This window comes from Pseudomonas sp. RGB, assembly GCF_007713445.1.
GTDB lineage: Bacteria > Pseudomonadota > Gammaproteobacteria > Pseudomonadales > Pseudomonadaceae > Aquipseudomonas.
On sequence record NZ_VMSH01000014.1, the window covers coordinates 1 to 22941 of the forward strand.

The following is a 22941-nucleotide window of genomic DNA, read 5'->3' on the forward strand; positions in this document are numbered from 1 at the left end:
TTTTGGTTACTTTTGGGGCGTTTGCCAAAAGTGACCCGCTGTAAGAGCGGAACCACCAGCCGCCGTTACCGCAGCAACGGATATGTCCCCCCCTCCCACAGCACAAACCAAACCCCACCCCTCACTTCATACTCGTAAACGCAAGCTTCACACCAATCGCAATCAAAACCGCCCCCATGGTCCGATCAAACCAATGCCCCATCCGCGCAAACCCTGCACGCACCCGCTGCTGACTGAACAACATAGCCACCAGGCAAAACCACAACGCCGTCGCCACCGCCAGGTACACACCGTATCCAGCCTGGATCGCCAGCGGCGTGTGCGGATTGATCACCACCGTAAACAGCGACAGAAAAAACAGCGTGGCCTTGGGGTTCAAACCATTGGTCACAAACCCCGCGGTAAACGCCGCGCGCGGAGTGCGCTCACCCACTTCAGGCTGCAACTCACCCTCGGCAACCGGCTTGGCCGGCTGCGCGCGCAACGCTTTGAAACCGATGTACAGCAAGTACGCCGCCGCCGCCCACTTCAGTGCGTTAAACAGCACGATGGACTGCGACACGATCAAACCAATCCCCAGCAGCGAGTAGCCCACGTGCAGGAAAATCGCCGAGCCCACCCCCAGCGCGGTCCAGGTGCCGGCGCGACGGCCATGGGTCACACTCTCGCGCACCACAACAGCGAAATCCGGGCCGGGGCTGGCCACCGCCAATAAGTGAATCAAGGCTACGGTCAAAAACTCGGCGGCGTACATGCTCACTCCATTAAGTAACTGATTATTTCATCTGATAGGCTCGGCAGATTACGCCTTCGAACCCTGTCGCAAAAGGTACAGTTGATGACGAACAATCGCCGCGCCGTCTTCCTTGATCACCCGTCCCTGGACCTTGGGGACCTGGACCTCAGCGAATTGCGCAACAGCTTCAGCGACCTGCAGCTTTACGCGCACACCACGCCGCAGAATGTGGTCGAGCGCCTGCAAGGCGCCCAAGTGGTCATCAGCAACAAGATCGCGCTGAATACCGAAACGCTGCAAGCCTGCCCCGAACTCAAGCTGATCCTGGTCTCGGCCACCGGCACCAACAACGTCGACCTCGCCGCCGCCCGTGCCCATGGCATCACGGTGAGCAACTGCCAGGGCTACGGTACGCCGTCGGTGGCGCAGCACACGATCATGCTGTTGCTGAATCTGGCGACGCGCCTGAACGACTACCAACGCGACGTCAGCGCGGGCAAATGGCAACAAGCCAAGCAGTTCTGCCTGCTGGACTACCCGATTGTCGAGCTGGAGGGCAAAATCCTCGGCCTGCTCGGCCATGGCGAACTGGGCAGCGCCGTCGCGCGCCTGGCCGAAGCCTTCGGCATGCGCGTGGTGCTCGGCGCGATTCCGGGCCGCCCTGCCCGCGCTGACCGCGTGCCCCTGGATGAACTGCTCGCGCAAGTCGACGCGCTGACCCTGCACTGCCCGCTCAATGAACACACCCGCGACTTTATCGGCGCCCGCGAACTGGCACTGCTCAAGCCCGGCGCGTTTATCGTCAACACCGCGCGCGGTGGCTTGATCAACGAACAAGCCCTGGCGGATGCGTTGCGCAGCGGCCATCTGGGCGGTGCGGCCACCGATGTGCTGAGCGTGGAGCCACCGGTCAATGGCAACCCGCTGCTGGCCGGCGATATTCCTCGCTTGATCGTGACGCCCCACAACGCCTGGGGCAGTCGCGAAGCGCGACAGCGCATCGTTGGCCAACTGGCGGAAAACGCCCGCGGCTTTTTCAACGGCACCCCGCTGCGCGTCGTCAGTTGATAAACTGCGCCCCTTTTCAAGGAGCAGACCATGGATCCGCGCAGTGAAGTACTGCTTCGTCAGGCCGAACTTTTTCAAGGCAACCTGCTGCTGGTAGGTTTGCCCGCCGACGATTTGCTCGGCCGCCTGCCCAATGCCCACGGCTGGAGCTGGCATGCCGGCGACCAGGCGGCGCTCGATGCGCGCTTCCCCGAGCGCAGCCATTTCGGCGTGAACGCGCCCGAGCGCAATTTTGATGCGGCGGTGATTTTCCTGCCCAAGTCCAAGGACCTCACCGACTACCTGCTCAACGCCGTGGCCGCCCGCCTGCCCGGCGCCGAGCTGTTTCTGGTCGGCGAGAAAAAAGGCGGTATCGAAAGCGCCGCCAAGCAGATGATTCCGTTCGGCAAGCCCCGCAAGCTCGACAACGCGCGACACTGCCAGCTGTGGCAGGTCACCGTGGCCAATGCCCCGCAAGCGGTCGAACTGGAAAGCCTGGCGCAGGTGTTTGAGGTGCCGCTGGCCGAAGGACCGCTCAAGGTTGTGAGCCTGCCGGGCGTGTTCAGCCACGGTCGCCTGGATCGCGGCACCGAGCTGTTGCTTGCACACCTGGACAAGCTGCCCAGCGGGCACTTGCTCGACTTTGGCTGCGGCGCGGGCGTGCTGGGCGCTGCGGTCAAGCGTCGCTACCCGCACAACACGGTGACAATGCTTGACGTGGATGCGTTCGCCGCCGCCAGCAGCCGCCTGACCTTGGCGGCCAATGGCCTGGAAGCCGAGGTGTTGACCGGTGACGGCATCGACGCCGCGCCGATGGGTTTAAACGCGATTTTGAGCAACCCGCCGTTCCATGTCGGCGTGCACACTGACTATTTCGCCACGGAAAACTTGCTGCGAAAAGCGGCGAAACACCTCGCAAAAGGCGGCGAACTGCGCTTGGTGGCCAACAGTTTCCTCAAGTACCAACCGCTGATCGAAGAGCACTTGGGCGTGTGTGCAATCAAGGCCGAAGGCAATGGTTTTCGCATTTATCGTGCCAAACGCGGCTGATGGCTTTTTGAAAAAGAAGGCTTGCCGAATGGGTTTTGCCTAGGCAGAATCCGCTCCGTCCTAGGGGAGTAGTCTCCCACGAGCGCCATGCTCGTCCGGCATACGTCAACATACTTGGTCAGCAGACCATGGCGTATGCGACCCAGGAGTCCGCACAGACGGACCGGGGTTTGACAAGACCTATGACACGCACACCTTACCCGGGGCGGGAAGGCTGTACGTGTCATAGCCGTGTCGACCCGCCCCTGGAAACTTACCTGATGCTGGATTCATTACTCGTTCCTACCGCAATCGTTGCCCTGGCCGAAATCGGCGACAAGACGCAACTGCTCGCGCTCATCCTTGCTGCTCGCTTCCGCAAGCCCTGGCCCATCATCGCCGGCATCGTCGCCGCGACCCTGGCCAACCATGCGGCCGCCGGTGCCGTGGGGGCCTGGTTCGGCAGCTTCTTCTCGGATGCGGTGTTGCACTGGATCCTCGCGGCGAGCTTCTGCGCCACGGCGCTGTGGACCCTGGTGCCGGACAAACTTGACGACGACGAAGCCAGTACCACGCGTAAATTCGGGCCGTTCCTGACCACGCTGATTGCGTTCTTCCTCGCCGAAATCGGTGACAAGACGCAGATCGCCACGGTGATGCTGGCCGCGCAATACCCTGAACTGTGGCTGGTGATTATCGGCACCACCCTGGGCATGCTGATTGCCAACGTGCCGGTGGTTCTGGCGGGGAATTTTGCGGCGGAGAAACTGCCATTGACCTTGATTCGTCGACTGGCGGCTACGGCGTTCTTCGTTCTGGCGGTGGTGGCGGTGTACAAGGCCATGCAAAGCAGCGGCTGGATCTAGACCTGTAAACCCAACCCAATGTGGGAGCTGGCTTGCCTGCGATAGCATCAACTCGGTATTTCTGAAGGACCGAGCCGCCTGCATCGCAGGCAAGCCAGCTCCCACATGGGTCCACGTTAACTCAGGATTTTTTGGCCTGCTGGTAAAGCGGCATCACCTTCGGAATCGCCGCCTGCAACGAGGCGATTCGGCTGTCGGAGGCCGGGTGTGTGCTCATGAACTCCGGCGGTGCACCTTCCGAAGCCTTGGCCATCTTGTTCCACAACGTGATGGCCGCGTTCGGGTTGTAGCCGGCCCGGGCCGAGAGCTCCAGGCCGATCAGGTCGGCTTCGTTTTCATTGGCGCGGCTGTTGGGCAGCGTCATGCCGTAGTTGGCCACCGTATCGGCCAGCGCCAGGCTGTCCTGGCCCAGGCCGAACAAGGCACCGGCGCCCTGCTTGGCCATCTCGATGCCGTAGGCCTTGGACATGGCTTCACGGCCGTGTTCGCGCAAGGCGTGAGCGATTTCATGGCCCATCACCGCGGCCAGTTCGTCATCAGTGAGCTTGAGGTTGTCGATCAACGCGCTGTACACGAAGATCTTGCCGCCAGGTCCGCAGTTGGCGTTCATCTCATCGCTTTTGATCAGGTTCACTTCCCACTTCCACTGCGCCGCATCCGGGCGAAAGGTCGGCGCCTGGGCGATCAGTCGATTGGCAATGGCCTGCACGCGCTTGGCGTTGGCACTGGTCTTGTCGAGCATGCCTTTGCCACTCGCCTCACCCAGCGTCTGCTGGTAGGACTGGGCATACATCTGGTCGACTTCCTGACTCGACAACATGCTGAACATGTACTGCTTGCGCTCTACCCCGACGGCGCCGCCGCTGGTGGTGTTTACCGACTGGCAACCCGCCAGCAGCATCGCCGCAACCAAACCACTTACCGCCAATGACTTCTTCATGAACACGCTCCCTGAAAACATGGCGCGTATCCTAGGCGCTCATGTGTATCGGCGCCAGATACAACAGACGTGTAACCGCTAACTTTCAGATACATCCCACATGCCCACAGCGGCGGCCACCAGTCCATTTGCGACATTCGGCACTATTTCGCCCGCCAAGCCTTAAGCCTCCCGAGCCCGTGGCCGATACACATAGGCAGCCCACCTGCCCTTGCGCCCGGAGCGTTCATGAAATTCAAGTCGATTCAGTTTTCTGTCGCAGCACTGACCGGCGCCATTGTGCTGAGTGTGGTCGCTGTCCTGGTGCTTTACGCGGTGTTCGCCGGCGCGCGCACCCAGGAACTGGTGCAGCAACGCACCCAGGCGCAGTTCGAGCAGATCATCGAGCAACGGCTCACCGCCCTGGCGCAAACCCAGGCCACGTTGATCCAGCGTGAATTGGAAGCGCCATTGGTGACCGCCAAAGGCCTGGCCACAGCCAACGCCCTGCTCGGCATGAAAGACGCCAAGGGCGAACCGGCCTTGCAGGTGGGCCGCGAACAACTGATCAACCTGCTGCACGAAACCGTGGTGCGCAACCCGAAAATCCTCGGCGCCTATATCGGCTGGGAGCCCAATGCGATCGACCACAATGACGCCGCCTACGTGAACACGCCGATCGTCGGCATGGCCGCCGACGGGCGCTTCCTGCCGTGGTGGTACCGCAACGCCGATGGCAGCCTGGGCCTGGATAAACTCGCCGACGTCAACGACCAGAACATCCTCGCCACTGGCGTGCGCGCCAGTGAGTACTACCTGTGCTCCAAAGAAAGCAAGAAGCCCTGCGCCATCGACCCTGCGCCTTACAAGGTCGGCAATGCGATGGTAATGCTGGCCTCGTTTATCGAACCGATCATGATCGACGGCACCTTCCAGGGCATCGTCGGCGCCGACCTGTCGGTGAACTTCATCCAGGACATGCTCACCCGCGCCGACCAGAACCTCTACAACGGCGCTGGCGAAATGGCGCTGATTTCCAACAATGGTCGCCTGGTGGCCTACACCAAGGACGCGAGCAAGCTGGGCGAAAAAGCCACTGACTTGCTCGACAGCAACGAGCTGGCCAATCTCGGCCAGTTGAAAGTCGGCGAAGTGCGCTACGACATCGACAAGGAACACGGGCACATCGAGCTGTTCCTGCCCTTCAACATCGGCCAGGCCGAAGCACGCTGGACCTTGATGCTGCAACTGCCACTGAGCGCGGTGATGGCCGATTCGCAAAAACTGCAAAGCGACCTGCAAGCCCAGCGCAAGACCGACACCTTCGGCATGGCCATGGTGGGCCTGTTGATTGCCGGCATCGGCTTGCTGGTGATCTGGCTGGTGGGCCACGGCATCGCCCGCCCACTCAAGCAAATGGTGGCCATGCTCAATGACATCGCTCAGGGCGAAGGCGACCTGACGCGCCGCCTGACCAGTGACCGCGCCGACGAACTGGGCGCGATTGCCACTGGCTTCAATACCTTCCTGATCAAGTTGCAGGGCATGATCACCCAGGTGGTGAGTTCGGTGCAGAAGGTCAGCGATTCGTCGGAGCACACCGCCGACATCGCCATTCGCACCAACCAGGGCGTGCACAAACAGATGGTCGAGATCGACCAGGTGGCCACCGCTGTGCATGAGATGACGGCCACCGCCCAGGACGTGGCGCGCAACGCCACCCAGGCCGCGCAAGCCGCCAGCCACGCTGACCAGGCCGCAAGCCAGGGCATGCGCATCGTGCGCGACACCTCAACGTCTATCGGCGCATTGGCGCAGGAAATCGGTAAAGCGGTGGGCGTGGTGCAAACCCTGGCCAAGGACAGCGAGAACATCAACGCGATCCTCACAGCGATTCGCGGGATTGCCGAGCAGACCAACCTGCTGGCCCTCAACGCCGCCATCGAGGCAGCGCGGGCCGGCGAGCAAGGCCGTGGTTTCGCGGTGGTGGCCGATGAAGTGCGCAACCTGGCGCAGAAGACGCAGAAGGCCACCGAAGAAATCCAGACCATGATCCAGCAGTTGCAACAAGGCACGCGCGATGTGGTTAAGGTGATGGAAGACAGCCAGAACCGCACCGATGAAAGCGTGCAGCATGCGGCGAAGGCGGCCGAGGCGCTGGAGACAATTACTCAGGCGGTGTCGGTGATCAACGACATGAACACCCAGATCGCCAGCGCCGCCGAGGAGCAGAGCGCGGTGGCCGAGGACATCAATCGCAATGTGATCAATATCGGCCAGGTGGCCAATGAAGTGGCGGGCGGCGCGGATGAATCGAGCGCAGCCAGCGCGGAGTTGACCAAGCTGGCGGAGCAGCAGCGGCGCTTGATCAATCAGTTCAAGGTTTAGGGATTTGTGGCGGGTTTGAGGCCGCCATCGCAGGCAAGCCAGCTCCCACATTTGGATGGGTGAATACCGTCAAATGTGGGAGCTGGCTTGCCTGCGAAGGGGCCAGTGGCTCCAACCTCAACCTGGGGTCAGGCACTCCGGCCCATTCAGCTTCGGATCATTGACCATATTGGCCAACACCCGCTCGCGCAACGCAGCCGGCTCACTGGCCAGCAAACCCTGCAACACAGGCAACGGCGTTTGTGGATCCAGCCACGCCTCCTGCCCCGCCGCATCCAGAATCAACGGCCGCCGCTGATTCTGCGCCGCCTGGGTCACCACCGCGGTGCTCAGCCACACCTGCTCCTGCACCGGATACGCTTCCCAGATCGCCGCAAAAAACAGGGTCGAACCCTCGCCCGGCGTCAGCCAGTACGGGCGCTTGCGCTGGGTGCCGCGCCACTCGTAAAACCCGTTGGCGGGCAGCAGGCAGCGGCGCTGGCGGAAGGCTTCACGGAACATCGGTTGTTCGGCCAAGGTTTCGGCGCGGGCGTGGGCCGGGGTGCGGGAAAGGTCAGTCAGCCAGGGCGGCGTCAGGCCCCAGCGCGCACGCGCCAGGGTGCGCTGGCCTTCGCTCAAGCGCTGAATCAGCACCGAATCATTCGGGGAGATGTTCCACTGCGCCTGCTGGTCGGCCGGGAATCCCGGCAAGGCAGCAAACGTAGGGTTCCAGCGAAACAGGGCATAACGTCCACACATGGGGCAACACGACTCTTGGGTAAACCGACCGACAGCCTAACAGACCAATACGTCGGGAAAGCTGTCGGGTTCATCGCCGGGCAGCGGTTGCGCGCCGATGTAGGCCGTAATCAGCTCACGGGCGTAAACGGCCTGGTCGTTGTCTACCTCCAGGCCCAGCAGGCCGAAAATCGGCAATTCGCCGGTACCACCGAGTAAATGGCGCCCCACCAGGTGCGCCTCGATGCCCTCGCTGGCGAGCATTTGTTGCAGCAACTCGCCTTCCATCAGGTTTTCCGGTTCATAGATTCGCTGCATGGGCGCACCTGTTACTCGTTTTCGCTGCGGACCGTGAGCATCCATTCGTCACCGTGTACCTGCAGATCAAAGATTATCGGCCGGCAACACACCGGGCAGTCTTCAATGTATGACTGATCGCCGCCGGAAAGGTCCAGCACGGCCTCAGCCGGCTCACCACAATAAGGACAATCGTACGACTCGGTTTCCAGCATCGCGGTCTCCCAGGTGACTTGTGCGTATAATCGCCGGTCTATTTACAGGGCTATTCACGGCAGAGCCAATATTGCGGCCGCACCCTGATACTTCCTTTACTTACACTAGCCGTTTCTAACAAGAGAGCATGATGGGCGAATTCGATACCATCCGACCTTACAACGACAGCGAAGTCCCGGCAGTGCTGGCGCGTCTGTTCAGTGACAAGGCCTTTCTGGACATCCTGACCCACTTCCGCTTCCCGCGCTTTGCCGGCGCCCTGGGCTGGCTGCTCAAGCCGATGATCGCCCGCAAGCTGCGCCGCGAGTTCGCCGGTGTCACCACCGTGGCCACGCTGCAGGACAAAGTCGAATATTACGTCGACCACACCATTGACCGCGCAACCGACGGCGTGACGTACACCGGCGTCGAACAGCTTAAGTCGGGCACCGCCTACCTGTTTCTGGCCAACCACCGCGACATCGTGATGGACCCCGCCTTCGTCAACTACGCCGTGTACCACGCCGGCCTGCCGACGCCGCGCATTGCCATTGGCGACAACCTGCTGCAAAAGCCGTTTGTCAGCGACCTGATGCGCCTGAACAAGAGCTTCATCGTGCACCGCTCGATCACCGGGCGAAAGGAAAAGATGGCGGCGTACAACCTGCTGTCGGCCTACATCAACCATTCGATCCGCAACGACTGTCAGTCGATCTGGATCGCCCAGGCCGAAGGCCGCGCCAAGGATGGCGATGATCGCACCGAATCGGCGATCCTCAAGATGTTTCACGTCAGCCGCAAGGATGAGCCGTTTGCCGAGGTGATCCAGTCGCTGAACCTGACGCCGGTGTCGATCAGCTACGAATACGACCCCTGCGACACGGCCAAGGCCCGTGAACTGTATATCCGCGCCACCACCGGCACCTACAGCAAGGCGCCGGGCGAGGATGATGTGAGCATCGCTCTGGGCATCACCGGCTACAAGGGCCGTGTGCATGTGAACTTTGCGCCGCCGATCACCGAGCGTTTCGAGGACACCAAGCTGCTGGCGGTGGAAATGGACCGGCAGATTCTCGGCGGCTATCGCCTGTTCCCGGTGCATTACCTGGCGTACGCGCAGTGGAGCGACGCCGACCCGCAATTGCAGGTGCCGACGGCGGCCGAGGTGTTCCCGGCCGATGAGCTGGCCAAGGCGCAAGCGGAGTGGGAGCGGCGCTTGAGTGAGTGCCCGGCCGAGCATCGCCCGTACCTGGTGGTGCAGTACGCGACGCCGGTGAGGAATCAATATCGGGTTAAAGCCGGGATTCCACTGTAGACACCGAAGCAAAATGTGGGAGCGGGCTTGCTCGCGAAAGCGGTGGTTCAGTCAAGGATGTATCGACTCAGACCCTGCATTCGCGGGCAAGCCCGCTCCCACATTTGTTTTGTGGTGTTTTTTAGAGGTGAGTACTGAGCCAGGACGTGGCCAGCGCCAGCCCAAGGCAGGCAAACCCGACGCGGTAAGCCAGACGATGCGCCCGTTCGGTGCGCACATCCAGAAACAACATCGGCTGGTCAATCGCGCGATCTTCGCTTTGCGCGGTCAGATCGGCCAGTGCGCGCTGCTCGCGCAAACGGGTAATGAACAGCAGCGCTGCGCCCGGGCAGGCCACCAGTAGAGCCACAACATTGATCAGCAGTGCAGGCAGCGCCATCGCAAACCTCAGTCGTACAGTATGCTGGTATCAATTCAGATACAAACCTGAGTGATATCGGCCTCCTGCCGCTGAAACGTTCCGTCCCCCAAGTACGATTAATGTATCCATTAATTTACAGCGTCACCTGAACGTCACCTTAACAAGCCACTCTGTTGCCCTTCGAACACCCGGGAGCTTGTCATGCTGCATGCGCAAAACCAGGATCGGCTGTATTTGATCGCCCCAAACGATGAGCAAGAGGCGCTGGTTGGCGCACTGGCCTTCAATGTCCAGGATCGCCACTGGCTGGTGTATTGCGCGCTGGGCGGGCACCAGCACGCCGACCTGCCGGAGCTGGACCTGCTTACCGGTGTGAGTGTGCTGGACTTTTATGTCGAAACCGCGGCATGAAAGCGACAGGCGTAAAAAAACCGGGCTCATCGCTGAGCCCGGTTTTTTTATGCAGGGTTACTGCGCGCTGAGCAGTTGGCCGATGCTTGGGTCTTTGAACAGGCGAGTCAGGGCGTCGCTGAGGACGTCGCTGACCAGCTTGGTGTTGGTCTCCTGGTTGGGCGACATGCCGAAACGCTGATTCAGCGATGCGCCGTAGCGGCCACTGTAGCGACGGGTGCCAGCACTGACGTCGGACTTGAACGTCGCGCCAATGGAAGCTTCAGTCACGTACAAGCCTTCTTTGGGCGACTGGTATTTCAGTTCGGCCAGGGTGATGGTCAGCTGAGGCGCGCCCGGCGAGTTGGCGGGTGTGAAGCCCAACAGGCGCACGGCGGCTTCGGCCTGGGCCTGCAGCTTGGGCAGCACGTCTTGACCGGTGACCGAAATAAGCGCGGTCTCAGGGTACAGCCCGCCACGCGAACCCAGCGTCGGCGACGGACGACCGTCCACTACACGCACCGATACCGGCTGACCGTGACCGACAGGCGCCAGCTGCGCGGTGACTTTAGGTTGCGGGCTGAGTTGTTGCGGGCTGTTGGCGCAGCCAACCAGGGTCAAACTGGTCACAGTGATCAAACCGAACAACAGGCGTTGCAACATACTCATTTCTCCAGGACTAGATGCAAACAGGGCGCCAGTATAACGGTGCATGCGCGCCACTCACCAGCCATCCTGAACGGCAGCTGAAGGCATGCTCAAATTACAATTTCGCATAAATCCGTCATTCCAATGTCATGCCACACTGGCAACCTTCAAGCATGTAACGCAACAGGTACAAAGCCATGCGCCTTCTCAAGTCATTGTTCATGCAACACGCCCGTCATCGCCACTATGCGCTGCTTGATGCGCACGGCCATTGCCTGGCGTTCAAGCAGTGCAGCCTGCCGCCTGTCGGCGAAGGTTGGGTGGAAGTGTCGGAGACTCATCTGGGCTGGATGCACCGCCCGCTGCCGGCAAGCGCGCGGGTCAGCCCGAAGGTTACGCACGCACAACCGCGGCATGCGTTGGCCTCCTGACCAAGACACGAATAAAAGTCATAAAACACGCCCATTTCCCCGGCGTTCTTCGCTACAATCTCCCCCCGATTATAAGGACGTCTCCTGATCGGGCCTCGCAGCATCGTTAATGCCTCGGTATTAACCCAACAATCGCCCACAGAGAGCCGCCCACACAGATCGAGTGAAGCTGGCGCGCTTGCTGTTTCTTTGCAACCCACCCGCCTTACCGAATCTGCCAGAGCTGCCATTGCGCTCGGCCACTTGAGTTGTTTGCCCGTTTGCCGCGTGTCGGCAGAGGTTTGCGGGCCAGGTGCCAGGCTGGGGCAGCCCTTTTTTGAGGTTCACGTCTTCAAAAGAGCGTGAAAAAACGGGTTTTCACAACTTCACAAGAGTGTGGCGAGCAAATGAATAGTTTGGCGTTTGTACAAGCACCATCAGCGTCTGGAACAGCCCAACCACACAGGACCGAGCACTCCTCAAACACCGGAGCTTGAGCCTGTCCGCTACGGATTGGTTGCACAAATCGCACGCTTTGACCATAAGTCGAATTGCCACAGGCGCCTATGAATGCGTTCATAGGCAGATTAGCCCGGCAGGAAGCGTGTGCTGAAGTTGCAAAGAATTGCGAATCGGACATGGCGATCCTGGCCATGGGTAACCTGGGGCAACACGTGAACCGCCCCGTCACTCCTGGCAGCCATGCCGTCAATTTGGTGCTGCAGATTTTGGAGACGCGTTAAATGGCGCATAACGAAGCAGTCGACGTAGTACTGGTAGGGGCCGGCATCATGAGTGCCACCCTGGCCGTACTGCTCAAAGAGCTCGACCCCGGCCTCAAGCTGGAAGTCGTTGAGCTGATGGATTCGGGTGCCGCGGAAAGTTCCAACCCGTGGAACAACGCCGGTACCGGTCACGCCGGGCTGTGTGAGCTGAACTACACGCCGCAGGCCGCTGATGGCTCCATCGACATCAAGAAAGCCGTGCACATCAACACCCAGTTCGAGGTGTCGAAGCAGTTCTGGGCGTACCTGACCAAAAAAGGCACCTTTGGCTCGTCCAAATCCTTCATCAGCCCGGTGCCGCACCTGAGCTTCGTGCAGGGCGACAAAGGCGTGTCCTTCCTCAAGAAGCGCTTTGAAACCCTCAGCCAGCACCACGCGTTCTCGGACATGCACTACACCGAAGACCGCAGCGAGATGGCCGAGTGGATGCCGCTGATGATGCCGGGCCGCCCGCTCGACGAAAAAATCGCTGCCACCCGCGTGATGAATGGCACCGACGTCAACTTCGGCGCCCTGACCAATCAATTGCTGTCGCACCTGACCAGCGCACCGGATGCGCAGGTCAAGTACTGCAAGCGCGTCACTGGCCTCAAGCGCAACGGCGCGGGCTGGACCGTGAGCATCAAGGACGTCAACAGCGGCAACAGCCGCGAAGTCGACGCCAAGTTTGTGTTCCTCGGCGCCGGTGGCGCGGCCCTGCCGCTGCTGCAAGCCTCGGGCATCGAAGAAAGCAAAGGCTTCGGCGGCTTCCCGGTCAGCGGCCAGTGGCTGCGTTGCGACAACCCGGAGGTGGTCAAGCACCACCAGGCCAAGGTCTACAGCCAGGCCGCGGTAGGTTCGCCGCCGATGTCCGTGCCGCACCTGGACACCCGTGTGGTCGATGGCAAGAAATCCCTGCTGTTCGGGCCATACGCCGGCTTTACCACCAAGTTCCTCAAGCACGGCTCGTTCCTGGACCTGCCAATGTCGATTCGCGCCGGCAACATCGGCCCGATGCTGGCCGTGGCTCGCGACAACATGGACCTGACCAAGTACCTGGTCAGCGAAGTGCGCCAATCCATGGAGCAACGCCTGGAATCCCTGCGCCGCTTCTACCCTGAGGCGAAAGCCGAAGACTGGCGCCTGGAAGTCGCCGGCCAGCGGGTGCAGATCATCAAGAAAGACCCGAAAAAAGGCGGCGTGCTGCAATTTGGCACCGAGCTGGTTGCGGCCAAAGACGGCTCGTTGGCCGCCCTGCTGGGCGCGTCTCCAGGTGCTTCGGTGACCGTGTCGATCATGCTGGAACTGATCGAGCGCTGCTTCCCGCAAAAGGCTGCGGGCGAGTGGGCGGCCAAACTGCACGAGATCTTCCCGGCGCGCGAAAAAGTCCTGGAGACCGATGCCGAGCTGTATCGCAAGATCAATACGCAGAACAACATCAGCCTGGAACTGGTTGAGCAAAGCAACGAAGCCGAAAGCTACGCATAAGGCGTTGACGCAATAAAAAACGCCCCGCTCTCGGCATGAGAACGGGGCGTTTTTTTAGGTCTCGGGCACTCAGCTGCGAGCGGCGTTGATCAGCTCGATGTACTCATCGGCGTTGCGCTGATCCTTGATCAGGTCAACGAAGGTCTGGCCATGCTCGTCCTTGCCATCCAGATCCAGGCCCGCTTCCTTGAAAAAGCCCAGGAACCGCGCGAAGTCGTCGATACGCAAGCCACGGTAGGCTTTGATCAGTTTGTGCAGGGACGGTGAAGTCGCGTCAACCGGCTCGAAGTCCAGGAACAACTTGATCTGGTCGTCGCCAATCTCGTCACCAATCACCTGTTTCTTATCTTTACGCATTACCGACTCCAGCCTGCAGACATTTACACGGGAAACGCAGTTTACCTGCGGCACACACGCTTCGGAAGCGACCAAGAACCTATGTGGGAGCTGGCTTGCCTGCGATGGCGGTGCATCAGTGACAGTTGGGCCCACTGACCCGCCACCATCGCAGCATAAAAGGCCGCCACATCCCGTGTGGTGAGCGGGCTTGCCCCGCTCACCACAAAAGCTCGCCTTCTACAGATGTTGTGTTCGCCAGCAGTTGTGTAGATACCTGCGGTCTCACTATTTAGCGCGAACGGCGCCGGTGTGCAGGTCCGCCCAAATGTGCCCGTTGGCATAGCTGAGGAACTGCACATACACCGTGTCGTTGCGCAGCAGGTCAACGATCACGCGGTACTGGGCCACCGGGTAAGACAAGGTCAGGGTCTTACTGCTCTCATCGAACATCGGCTTTTTCAGGCTTTTGCTTTCGGCATCAAAATTGAGCACCACCTGGGCGATGGTCGCGCCTTTGTTCAAGGGTTTGCCCTTGAGGCGAATCATCAGCGGCGACGTCACCGGAATCGGCTGCTGGGTCGATTGACGCTGATTGCCGACCACCACCGCATACTCGGTAATTTGCAGCAGCTGCTGCTGGTCGAGCGTGGCGGCGCGCAAGGTGAGGTCGTCGGGCGGCAGGAACTGGCTGTGCATCGGCGCAGGCGCCGCAGCCAGCGGCAAGCTGAGAGTCAACGCCAAGGCGGCGCAGGTGCGTTTCAACAGGCTCATGGGCCGCTCCGAGAGAGATGGCCGAGCACTGTAGCTCAATCGAACTGGGCGAGCATCCAGCGTCGATACTCGGCAACGCCGGCATCGCCTTCGTGCGGCGCCCAGTCAGCCAACTCGCCCTCGCCTACGGGTCGATACGGCCCGGCCTTGCATTCAAACAACACGCTGTCGGGCTCCAGCACCACCAAGCCGTGAAATACACCGGGCGGCAGGTCCACACCGGCACACTCGCCGCCCGCCTGCAGGACGCGCTTGGCGATCACCTCACCGGTTTCGCTGAAAACCAGCAGGCCCATGGTGCCCTTGAGCACCATCAGGGTCTCTGCCTTGTCCGCACTCAGGTGCCGATGCGGCGGCACATAGGTATCGGGTTGCATGCCAACGGCCAGGCGATGGCAAGGCTCTTCCATCTGATGAAAGTTATGATGGTGCCGGCCACGGGGGCTGGCAGCCGCTTTCTCGGCCAGTTCGGTGAACAGTGTTTGATCAAGAAAGCGGACCATGGCTTACATCCCTTTGACGGCGAAGATCCCATTGGCATTACGCCAGTAGCCTTTGTAGTCCATGCCGTAACCGAAAATGTAGCGGTCGATGCATGGCAGACCGACGTAATCGGCTTTCAGGTCCGGGCGTGCCTTGCGGTCATGGTCTTTGTCGATCAGCACGGCGGTGTGCACTTTGCGCGCGCCGGCGTGTTTGCAGAAGTCGATGATCGCGCCCAGGGTGTGCCCTTCATCAAGGATGTCGTCGATGATCAGCACGTCGCGGTCGATGAACGAGACTTCCGGCTTGGCTTTCCAGAACAGGTCGCCGCCGCTGGTTTCGTTGCGATAACGGGTGGCGTGCAGGTAGGAGGCTTCCAGCGGGAATTGCAGGTGAGTCAGCAATTTGCCGGCGAAGATCAGGCCACCGTTCATCACGCAGAAGACCACCGGGTTGGTGTCAGCCATTTCGCGGGTGATGTGCGCGCCGACCTTGGCGATCGCCTCTTCGACTTGCGCTTCGGTGTACAGGCAGTCAGCCTCGCGCATGATTTGACGGATATGCTCGAGATCAGCGGACATGGCGCTCTCCAAGGGGGTGCTGTGGCAAGAAAAGCGGGCAAAGGTACGCATGTGAGGCGCAACGTTCAAGCCTTAATGGACTAACGTACTAGATGTCTATAGGACAACACCCTCGGATAGATTAATCTAGGCCGGTTTTTTTGCCCGCCGCCGGAGCTTTTCCCATGCCCACTCGCGAGATCCGCCACCCGCTGATCAGACACAAACTCGGCCTTATGCGCCGTGCCGACATTAGCACGAAGAACTTCCGTGAGCTCGCTCAGGAAGTAGGAGCGCTGCTCACTTACGAAGCAACCAAAGATTTGCCCCTGGAAACCTACGAGATTCCTGGTTGGGCCGGCCCCGTCCAGGTCGAGAAAATCGCCGGTAAGAAAATCACCGTGGTGCCAATCCTGCGCGCCGGTATCGGCATGCTTGAAGGCGTCCTCAGCCTGATCCCGGGCGCCAAAGTCAGCGCCGTTGGCGTGGCCCGCAATGAGGAAACCTTGCAGGCCCACACCTACCTGGAAAAACTCGTTCCGGAAATCAACGAGCGCCTGGCGATGATCATCGACCCGATGCTCGCCACCGGCAGTTCCATGGTCGCCACCATCGACCTGCTGAAAAAAGCTGGCTGCAAAGACATCCGCGCCATGGTGCTGGTGGCTGCGCCCGAAGGCATTGCTGCCGTCGAGAAGGCCCACCCGGACGTGCAGATCTACACCGCGTCCATCGATGAGCGCCTGAACGAACACGGCTACATCATCCCAGGCCTGGGCGATGCCGGTGACAAGATCTTCGGCACCAAGCAGAAGGACGCGTGAGCATGCAGGATGATTTCAACGACCCGCTTTGGCGCCAGATCCTGTCTGGCGCACAGATGCTCTTCGTAGCATTTGGCGCGTTGGTGTTGATGCCGCTGATCACAGGTCTTGATCCAAACGTCGCACTGTTTACCGCTGGCCTGGGCACGTTGCTGTTCCAGGTGGTGACAGGGCGGCAGGTGCCGGTATTCCTGGCATCGAGTTTTGCGTTTATCACCCCGATCATTCTCGCCAAGGGCCAGTTCGGCCTCGCGGCGACCATGGGTGGGGTGATGGCGGCCGGTTTCGTTTATACCTTCCTCGGCCTGGCTGTGAAGGTCAAAGGCACCGGTTTTATCGACCGGCTGCTGCCGCCCGTGGTCATCGGCCCGGTGATCATTTCCATCGGCCTGGCCATGGCCCCGATTGCCGCCAACATGGCGATGGGCAAAGCCGGGGATGGCAGCGAGCTGATCCATTACCAGACGGCGATGCTGATCTCGATGCCAGCGCTGCTGACCACGTTGATCGTGGCGGTGTTCGGCAAAGGCATATTCCGCCTGGTGCCGATCATTTCCGGAGTGCTGGTGGGCTTTGCCATGTCGTTCTACTTTGGTGTGGTCGACACGGCGAAGATCGCCGCTGCACCCTGGTTCGCCCTGCCCCACTTCACCGCGCCGGAGTTCAACTGGCAGGCGATTCTGTTCATCGTCCCGGTGGCCCTGGCCCCGGCGATCGAGCATATCGGCGGTGTGATTGCGGTGGGCAGCGTGACCGGTCGCGACTACCTGAAGAAACCTGGCCTGCATCGCACGCTGTTGGGTGACGGCATTGCCACCACGGCCGCCGGCCTGTTTGGCGGCCCGCCGAACACCACCTACGCCGAAGTGACCGGCGCGGTGATGCTGACCAAGAACTACAACCCGAAAATCATGACCTGGGCGGCGGTATTTGCCATCAGCCTGGCGTTTATCGGTAAGTTCGGCGCACTGCTGCAGAGCATCCCGGTGCCGGTGATGGGCGGCATTCTGTGCCTGCTGTTCGGCTCGATTGCGGCGGTGGGCATGAACACGCTGATCCGCCACAAGATCGACCTCGGCGAGGCGCGCAATCTGGTGATTGTGTCGGTGACCCTGGTGTTCGGGATTGGCGGTGTGCTGGTCGGCACCGGCACCGGTCCGGATGATTTCGGCCTCAAGGGCATTGCCCTGTGCGCGGTGGTAGCGATTGGTTTGAACCTGCTGCTGCCGGGCAATGATGGCTGGAAGAACAAGAAGCCGGATGAGCCGTTGCTCTAACTGACCCAACGCAAAGCCGTGTGGGAGCTGGCTTGCCTGCGATGGCGGTGTATCAAACGACGGATATGTCGACTGTTACACCGCTATCGCAGGCAAGCCAGCTCCCACATTTTTTATCTTCAGTGTGGCTTAGAGCTCGCCGAGGCCATCAATCAGCGCCTGGTTCTGCTCCGGCGTACCGATGCTGATCCGCAGGAACTGGGCAATCCGCTCCTGTTTGAAGTGCCGCACAATCACCCCTTGCTCACGCAACTTGGCTGCCAGGCCGGCAGCGTCGTGCCGTGGGTGACGAGCAAAGATGAAGTTGGCCGCCGATGGCAACACTTCAAAGCCCTTGGCTTGCAACTGCGCGACCACCTTGTCGCGGCTGTCGATCACCTGTTTGCAGGTTTTCTCGAAATATTCACGGTCGTCGAACGCCGCCGCCGCGCCGACAATCGCCAGGCGATCCAGCGGGTAGGAGTTGAAGCTGTTCTTGACCCGCTCCAGCGCCTCGATCAGGTCCGGGTGGCCCACGGCCAGGCCCACACGCAAACCGGCCAATGAGCGCGACTTGGACAGGGTCTGAGTCACCAGCAGGTTCGGGTAACGGTCCACCAGGCTGATAGCGGTTTCGCCGCCAAAGTCGATATAGGCTTCATCGACGACCACTACCGAATCCGGGCTGGCCTTGACGATTTGCTCCACCGCGTCCAGCGCCAGCACGCAGCCGGTAGGCGCGTTCGGGTTGGGGAAGATGATCCCGCCGTTGGGCTTGGCGTAGTCGGCCACACAAATCTGGAACTGCTCGTCCAGCGGCACCGGGTCGGACTTGATGCCATACAGGCCGCAGTAAACCGGATAGAAGCTGTAGCTGATGTCCGGAAACAGCAGCGGCAAATCGTGCTGGAACAGGCCGTGGAAGATATGCGCCAGGACTTCATCGGAACCGTTGCCGAGAAAGACCTTGCCGGCGTCGATTCCGTAATACCTGGCCACCGCCTGCTTGAGCAGGTCGCTGTTGGGGTCCGGGTACAGGCGCAAGTTGTCGTTCAACTCGGCCTGCATCGCGGCGAGCGCCTTAGGCGATGGGCCGTAGGGGTTCTCGTTGGTGTTGAGCTTGACCAGCTTGGTCAGCTTGGGTTGCTCGCCGGGCACGTACGGCACCAGGTTCTTGACGAAGGGGCTCCAGAATTTGCTCATGTCTCAGTTCCCCTTCTTGTCTTCAAGGATGCGATATTCGGCGCTGCGAGCGTGCGCGCTCAGCGATTCACCGCGGGCCAGTACCGAGGCGGTCTTGCCCAGCTCGGAAGCGCCTTGTGGCGAGCAGAAGATGATCGAGGAGCGCTTCTGGAAGTCATACACGCCGAGCGGCGACGAGAAACGCGCGGTGCCGGAGGTCGGCAGCACGTGGTTCGGGCCGGCGCAGTAGTCGCCCAGGGCTTCACTGGTGTGGCGGCCCATGAAGATCGCGCCAGCGTGGCGAATCGACGGCAGCCAGGCTTGTGGGTCGGCCACGGACAACTCCAGGTGCTCCGGCGCGATGCGGTTGGCCACCTCAATGGCCTGCGCCATGTCGCGTACCAGGATCAGCGCGCCACGGCCATTGATCGACTTCTCGATGATCTCGGCGCGTTCCATGGTCGGCAGCAGCTTGTCGATGCTGGCGGCGACCTTGTCGAGGAACTCGGCATCGGGGCTGACCAGAATCGCCTGGGCGTCCTCGTCATGCTCGGCCTGGGAGAACAGGTCCATGGCGATCCAGTCCGGGTCGGTCTGGCCGTCACACACCACCAGGATTTCCGAAGGGCCGGCAATCATGTCGATACCGACCTGGCCGAACACGTGCCGCTTGGCGGTGGCGACATAGATGTTGCCTGGGCCGACCACTTTGTCGACCTTCGGCACGCTTTCGGTGCCATAGGCCAGCGCCGCGACAGCTTGAGCGCCGCCGATGGTGAACACGCGGTCAACCCCGGCGATGCACGCGGCAGCCAGCACCAGCTCGTTGATTTCGCCACGCGGCGTCGGCACGACCATGACCACTTCGGTCACGCCCGCCACTTTGGCCGGGATAGCGTTCATCAACACCGACGACGGATACGAGGCTTTACCGCCCGGCACGTACAACCCAGCGCGGTCCAGCGGCGTGACCTTCTGGCCCAGCACGGTGCCGTCGGCCTCGGTGTAGCTCCAGGAATCCTGTTTTTGTTTTTCGTGGTAGCTGCGTACGCGTGCCGCTGCGACTTCCAGGGCTTCACGCTGCGGCGCGGTGATGCGCGTCAGCGCCAGCTCAAGGCGTTCGCGCGGCAGGATCAGATCGGACATCGACGCGACGTCGAGGCCGTCGAACTGGCGGGTGAAGTCCACCAGCGCCGCATCACCGCGCTCGCGCACGGCCTTGATGATGTCGAGCACCCGCTGGTTGACCGAGTCGTCGGACACGCTTTCCCAGCTCAGCAGATGATCCAGATGATGGGCGAAATCCGGGTCGGCAGCGTTGAGTCGGGCAATTGCAGTGGACGTGGTCATAGCGAGGGCCTCAATAGAATTGGCAAAAACTCAGGCGCCCTAAACTAGCAGTCGTTTCCGCTTGGGCACCTGAGAATTCTGGCTATGAGGCGGATAGACGGGCGCGACCTACGGCCGCGCAGGTGAGTCAACCGCGGTGTCGAGACTCCACTGCCTTGCGCAGGGTGTCGATCAACGCCTGGATTCGGGCGTGTTGCATTTTCATCGAAGCTTTGTTGACGATCAGTCGCGAGCTGATGTCGGCAATAAAATCCTGAGGCTCAAGACCGTTGGCACGCAGCGTGTTGCCGGTGTCGACCACGTCGATGATCTTGTCGGCCAGGCCGATCAGCGGTGCCAGCTCCATCGAGCCGTAAAGCTTGATGATGTCGACCTGGCGACCTTGCTCGGCATAGTAACGCTTGGCAACGTTGACGAACTTGGTCGCCACGCGCAGGCGGCCTTTGGGCTCGACGTCACCGACACGGCCGGCGGTCATCAGCTTGCACAGGGCGATACGCAGATCCAGCGGCTCGTACAGGCCCTGGCCGCCGTATTCCATCAACACGTCTTTACCCGCGACACCGAGGTCGGCTGCGCCATGTTCAACGTAAGTCGGCACGTCAGTGGCACGCACGATCAGCAGGCGAACGTCGTCCTGGGTCGTGGGGATGATCAGCTTGCGGCTCTTGTCCGGATTCTCGGTCGGCACGATGCCCGCTTCAGCCAGAAGCGGCAAAGTGTCGTCAAGGATGCGGCCCTTGGACAGTGCGATGGTCAACATGGGAAACGTCAGTCCTTCATCAGGCTATTGCTGTCCGGTCGCAAACGGCGCCAGACACAGATCGAGGCCATTACAGCCTCGATTTGAAACAAGTTCAGCAGGGACACGCTCAGTTAACAGCAAAACACCATCCCGTGGCGAGCGGGCTTGTCCAGCGCTGGACTGCATAGCGTCCCGTTTTGGGGGTCGCTACGCGGGCGGTACGACGACTCGACAAGCCCGCCCGCCACAGTGACGGTGTTTACAGCTACTGGACCTAGCCCGGTACGCGGCGGATCTTGGCGCCGAGCATCTGCAGTTTTTCTTCGATGCACTCGTAACCACGGTCTATGTGGTAGATGCGGTCGATCAAAGTGTCGCCGTCAGCGCACAGCGCCGAGATGACCAGGCTGGCCGACGCACGCAGGTCGGTGGCCATCACTGGCGCGCCCTTGAGCTTGTCGATACCGGTGACGATGGCAGTGTTGCCTTCGACCTGGATCTTGGCGCCCATGCGGTGCAGTTCATACACGTGCATGAAGCGGTTTTCGAAGATGGTTTCGATCACGGCACCGGTGCCTTCGGCAATCGCGTTCAAGGAAATGAACTGCGCTTGCATGTCGGTCGGGAACGCCGGGTAAGGAGCGGTCCGCACGTTGACGGCTTTAGGCCGCTTGCCGTGCATGTTCAGCTCGATCCAGTCGGCACCGGTGGTGATTTCAGCACCGGCTTCCTTGAGTTTTTCCAGGACGGCTTCAAGGATGGTCGGATCGGTATCCTTGACCTTGACGCGGCCACCCGTAACGGCAGCAGCCACCAGGTAGGTGCCGGTCTCGATACGGTCCGGCATCACTTTATAAGTGGCCGAGTGCAGACGCTTAACACCGTCGATGGTGATGGTGTCAGTGCCGGCGCCGGTGATGTTGGCACCCATGGCGATCAGGAAGTTGGCCAGGTCGACGACTTCCGGCTCGCGCGCGGCGTTTTGCAGGACGCTGCGGCCGTTGGCCAGAGCGGCGGCCATCATGATGTTCTCGGTACCGGTCACGCTGACGGTATCAAAGAAGAAGTTGGCACCACGCAGGCCGCCTTCCGGCGCCTTGGCCTTGATGTAGCCGCCTTCGACGTCGATGGTTGCGCCCATGGCTTCAAGGCCACGGATGTGCAAATCGACCGGACGCGAGCCAATGGCGCAACCGCCAGGCAGTGCCACTTCGGCCTCACCGAAACGGGCAACCATCGGGCCCAGCACCAGGATCGACGCGCGCATGGTTTTCACCAGCTCGTACGGAGCGATCAGGGTCTTGATGGTGCGCGGGTCGATTTCGACGGACAGTTTTTCGTCGATCACAGGCTCAATGCCCATGCGACCGAACAGTTCGATCATGGTGGTGATGTCGTGCAAGTGCGGCAGGTTGGCCACAGTTACCGGGCCATCGCACAGCAGGGTCGCTGCCAGAATCGGCAAGGCGGAGTTTTTCGCACCGGAAATGCGGATCTCGCCATCAAGGCGGGCACCGCCGGTAATAATCAATTTATCCATAAGAATCTCGACGCCTTGGGGGCTCAGGTGCGCTCGGCCCAGGCCGCGCGGCTGAAAAATTTCATAGTGACCGCGTGGATGCTGCCATCGGTGATCCACGGGTTTAAATGGGCATAGATCTGCTGTTGACGCTTGACCGGGCTCAATGCCGCCAGTTCATCGCTAATCACGTTCAGCTGGAAATTGCAGCCTTCGCCTTCAACTTCTACGTTCGTTTCGGGCAGCTTTCCTTCAAGGAAGCTTTTAACTTCTAGGGCCTGCATGCTCAACCTCTATCGGCGCCCAGTGCGCACGGGTCGCACATCATACAAAAAAGCCCCG

Annotated in this window: 26 protein-coding genes, 1 pseudogene and 1 riboswitch; of the genes and pseudogenes, 11 read left to right on the plus strand and 16 right to left on the minus strand. The window is 60.9% G+C overall.

Annotation, left to right across the window (positions count from 1 at the left end):
• Positions 1-121: 121 nt before the first annotated feature.
• Entirely contained in the window at positions 122-754 is a 633-nt protein-coding gene (locus tag FPT15_RS23640) for a LysE family translocator (RefSeq protein WP_145165138.1), read from the minus strand.
• A gap of 84 nt (positions 755-838) precedes the next feature.
• Here FPT15_RS23640 and FPT15_RS23645 point away from each other — a divergent pair, with 84 nt between their 5' ends.
• The 3 genes from FPT15_RS23645 (at position 839) to FPT15_RS23655 (ending at position 3678) form a co-directional block, all read left to right on the plus strand.
• The gene (locus FPT15_RS23645) at positions 839-1804 is read left to right on the plus strand and encodes a 2-hydroxyacid dehydrogenase (RefSeq protein WP_145165140.1); all 966 of its coding nucleotides are present in this window, start codon (positions 839-841) and stop codon (positions 1802-1804) included.
• 30 nt (positions 1805-1834) lie between these two features.
• On the plus strand, positions 1835-2833 hold the full coding sequence (locus FPT15_RS23650; RefSeq protein ID WP_145165142.1) for a class I SAM-dependent methyltransferase: 999 nt from the start codon (positions 1835-1837) through the stop codon (positions 2831-2833).
• Positions 2834-2884: 51 nt separating this feature from the next.
• Positions 2885-3004, plus strand: a riboswitch (yybP-ykoY riboswitch).
• A gap of 89 nt (positions 3005-3093) precedes the next feature.
• On the plus strand, positions 3094-3678 hold the full coding sequence (locus FPT15_RS23655; protein ID WP_016974259.1) for a TMEM165/GDT1 family protein: 585 nt from the start codon (positions 3094-3096) through the stop codon (positions 3676-3678).
• A 121-nt stretch (positions 3679-3799) separates the two neighbouring features.
• On the opposite strand, the gene FPT15_RS23660 is transcribed toward FPT15_RS23655, so the two are convergent.
• On the minus strand, positions 3800-4618 hold the full coding sequence (locus FPT15_RS23660) for a M48 family metallopeptidase (RefSeq protein WP_145165144.1): 819 nt from the start codon (positions 4616-4618) through the stop codon (positions 3800-3802).
• Positions 4619-5932: 1314 nt separating this feature from the next.
• Here FPT15_RS23660 and FPT15_RS30445 point away from each other — a divergent pair.
• Positions 5933-6127, plus strand: a pseudogene (locus FPT15_RS30445) (HAMP domain-containing protein); the annotation flags it as partial.
• Between the two features lie 114 nt (positions 6128-6241).
• Positions 6242-6985, plus strand: coding sequence for a methyl-accepting chemotaxis protein (locus FPT15_RS30450; RefSeq protein ID WP_372241492.1), 744 nt, complete (start codon positions 6242-6244; stop codon positions 6983-6985).
• Positions 6986-7102: 117 nt separating this feature from the next.
• Here the strand turns inward: FPT15_RS30450 and FPT15_RS23670 are convergent, their stop codons facing one another.
• The 3 genes from FPT15_RS23670 to FPT15_RS23680 are packed head-to-tail and all read right to left on the minus strand — an operon-like array spanning position 7103 to position 8214.
• Positions 7103-7723: an SOS response-associated peptidase gene (locus FPT15_RS23670; RefSeq protein ID WP_145165148.1), complete on the minus strand. Its 621-nt coding sequence runs from the start codon at positions 7721-7723 to the stop codon at positions 7103-7105.
• A gap of 36 nt (positions 7724-7759) precedes the next feature.
• Positions 7760-8020: a putative signal transducing protein gene (locus tag FPT15_RS23675; RefSeq protein ID WP_106578701.1), complete on the minus strand. Its 261-nt coding sequence runs from the start codon at positions 8018-8020 to the stop codon at positions 7760-7762.
• An 11-nt stretch (positions 8021-8031) separates the two neighbouring features.
• Positions 8032-8214 carry a CPXCG motif-containing cysteine-rich protein gene (locus FPT15_RS23680; protein WP_145165150.1) on the minus strand — a complete coding sequence of 61 codons (183 nt, stop codon included), beginning with the start codon at positions 8212-8214 and terminating at the stop codon, positions 8032-8034.
• Positions 8215-8345: 131 nt separating this feature from the next.
• Here FPT15_RS23680 and FPT15_RS23685 point away from each other — a divergent pair, with 131 nt between their 5' ends.
• Positions 8346-9509, plus strand: coding sequence for a 1-acyl-sn-glycerol-3-phosphate acyltransferase (locus tag FPT15_RS23685; RefSeq protein ID WP_178119739.1), 1164 nt, complete (start codon positions 8346-8348; stop codon positions 9507-9509).
• Between the two features lie 121 nt (positions 9510-9630).
• Here the strand turns inward: FPT15_RS23685 and FPT15_RS23690 are convergent, their stop codons facing one another.
• A complete protein-coding gene (locus FPT15_RS23690; RefSeq protein ID WP_145165154.1) occupies positions 9631-9888 on the minus strand; it encodes a hypothetical protein in 258 nt (85 codons plus the stop codon).
• Positions 9889-10071: 183 nt separating this feature from the next.
• Here FPT15_RS23690 and FPT15_RS23695 point away from each other — a divergent pair, with 183 nt between their 5' ends.
• Positions 10072-10281, plus strand: a complete 210-nt coding sequence (locus tag FPT15_RS23695; RefSeq protein ID WP_106578697.1) for a hypothetical protein — start codon at positions 10072-10074, stop codon at positions 10279-10281.
• Between the two features lie 57 nt (positions 10282-10338).
• Here the strand turns inward: FPT15_RS23695 and FPT15_RS23700 are convergent, their stop codons facing one another.
• Entirely contained in the window at positions 10339-10923 is a 585-nt protein-coding gene (locus FPT15_RS23700; RefSeq protein ID WP_064450736.1) for a YajG family lipoprotein, read from the minus strand.
• A 182-nt stretch (positions 10924-11105) separates the two neighbouring features.
• Here FPT15_RS23700 and FPT15_RS23705 point away from each other — a divergent pair, with 182 nt between their 5' ends.
• Together FPT15_RS23705 and mqo are read left to right on the plus strand one after the other, a co-directional pair.
• Entirely contained in the window at positions 11106-11339 is a 234-nt protein-coding gene (locus tag FPT15_RS23705) for a hypothetical protein (protein ID WP_145165156.1), read from the plus strand.
• Between the two features lie 722 nt (positions 11340-12061).
• Positions 12062-13570: a malate dehydrogenase (quinone) gene (gene mqo, locus FPT15_RS23710; RefSeq protein WP_106578695.1), complete on the plus strand. Its 1509-nt coding sequence runs from the start codon at positions 12062-12064 to the stop codon at positions 13568-13570.
• Positions 13571-13639: 69 nt separating this feature from the next.
• Here mqo and FPT15_RS23715 read toward each other — a convergent pair whose 3' ends face one another.
• The 4 genes from FPT15_RS23715 to FPT15_RS23730 form a co-directional block, all read right to left on the minus strand.
• The gene (locus FPT15_RS23715) at positions 13640-13927 is read right to left on the minus strand and encodes a PA4642 family protein (protein WP_145165158.1); all 288 of its coding nucleotides are present in this window, start codon (positions 13925-13927) and stop codon (positions 13640-13642) included.
• Between the two features lie 267 nt (positions 13928-14194).
• On the minus strand, positions 14195-14680 hold the full coding sequence (locus FPT15_RS23720; RefSeq protein ID WP_145165160.1) for a hypothetical protein: 486 nt from the start codon (positions 14678-14680) through the stop codon (positions 14195-14197).
• Between the two features lie 35 nt (positions 14681-14715).
• Positions 14716-15183, minus strand: a complete 468-nt coding sequence (locus FPT15_RS23725) for a WbuC family cupin fold metalloprotein (RefSeq protein WP_145165162.1) — start codon at positions 15181-15183, stop codon at positions 14716-14718.
• Between the two features lie 3 nt (positions 15184-15186).
• Positions 15187-15744 carry a hypoxanthine-guanine phosphoribosyltransferase gene (locus tag FPT15_RS23730; protein WP_025856323.1) on the minus strand — a complete coding sequence of 186 codons (558 nt, stop codon included), beginning with the start codon at positions 15742-15744 and terminating at the stop codon, positions 15187-15189.
• A gap of 164 nt (positions 15745-15908) precedes the next feature.
• Between FPT15_RS23730 and upp the strand changes: the two genes are divergently transcribed.
• Both upp and FPT15_RS23740 read left to right on the plus strand, forming a co-directional pair.
• Entirely contained in the window at positions 15909-16547 is a 639-nt protein-coding gene (gene upp, locus FPT15_RS23735) for a uracil phosphoribosyltransferase (RefSeq protein ID WP_017138223.1), read from the plus strand.
• Between the two features lie 2 nt (positions 16548-16549).
• Positions 16550-17824, plus strand: coding sequence for a uracil-xanthine permease family protein (locus FPT15_RS23740; RefSeq protein WP_145165165.1), 1275 nt, complete (start codon positions 16550-16552; stop codon positions 17822-17824).
• Positions 17825-17953: 129 nt separating this feature from the next.
• Here the strand turns inward: FPT15_RS23740 and hisC are convergent, their stop codons facing one another.
• The 5 genes from hisC to FPT15_RS23765 form a co-directional block, all read right to left on the minus strand.
• A complete protein-coding gene (gene hisC, locus FPT15_RS23745) occupies positions 17954-19006 on the minus strand; it encodes a histidinol-phosphate transaminase (protein WP_145165167.1) in 1053 nt (350 codons plus the stop codon).
• A 3-nt stretch (positions 19007-19009) separates the two neighbouring features.
• Positions 19010-20335: a histidinol dehydrogenase gene (hisD, locus tag FPT15_RS23750; RefSeq protein ID WP_145165169.1), complete on the minus strand. Its 1326-nt coding sequence runs from the start codon at positions 20333-20335 to the stop codon at positions 19010-19012.
• A gap of 127 nt (positions 20336-20462) precedes the next feature.
• Positions 20463-21098: an ATP phosphoribosyltransferase gene (gene hisG / locus FPT15_RS23755; protein WP_003188599.1), complete on the minus strand. Its 636-nt coding sequence runs from the start codon at positions 21096-21098 to the stop codon at positions 20463-20465.
• 256 nt (positions 21099-21354) lie between these two features.
• Entirely contained in the window at positions 21355-22620 is a 1266-nt protein-coding gene (gene murA / locus FPT15_RS23760) for a UDP-N-acetylglucosamine 1-carboxyvinyltransferase (protein WP_106578687.1), read from the minus strand.
• A gap of 23 nt (positions 22621-22643) precedes the next feature.
• On the minus strand, positions 22644-22883 hold the full coding sequence (locus FPT15_RS23765) for a BolA family protein (protein ID WP_008434291.1): 240 nt from the start codon (positions 22881-22883) through the stop codon (positions 22644-22646).
• Positions 22884-22941: the final 58 nt, after the last annotated feature.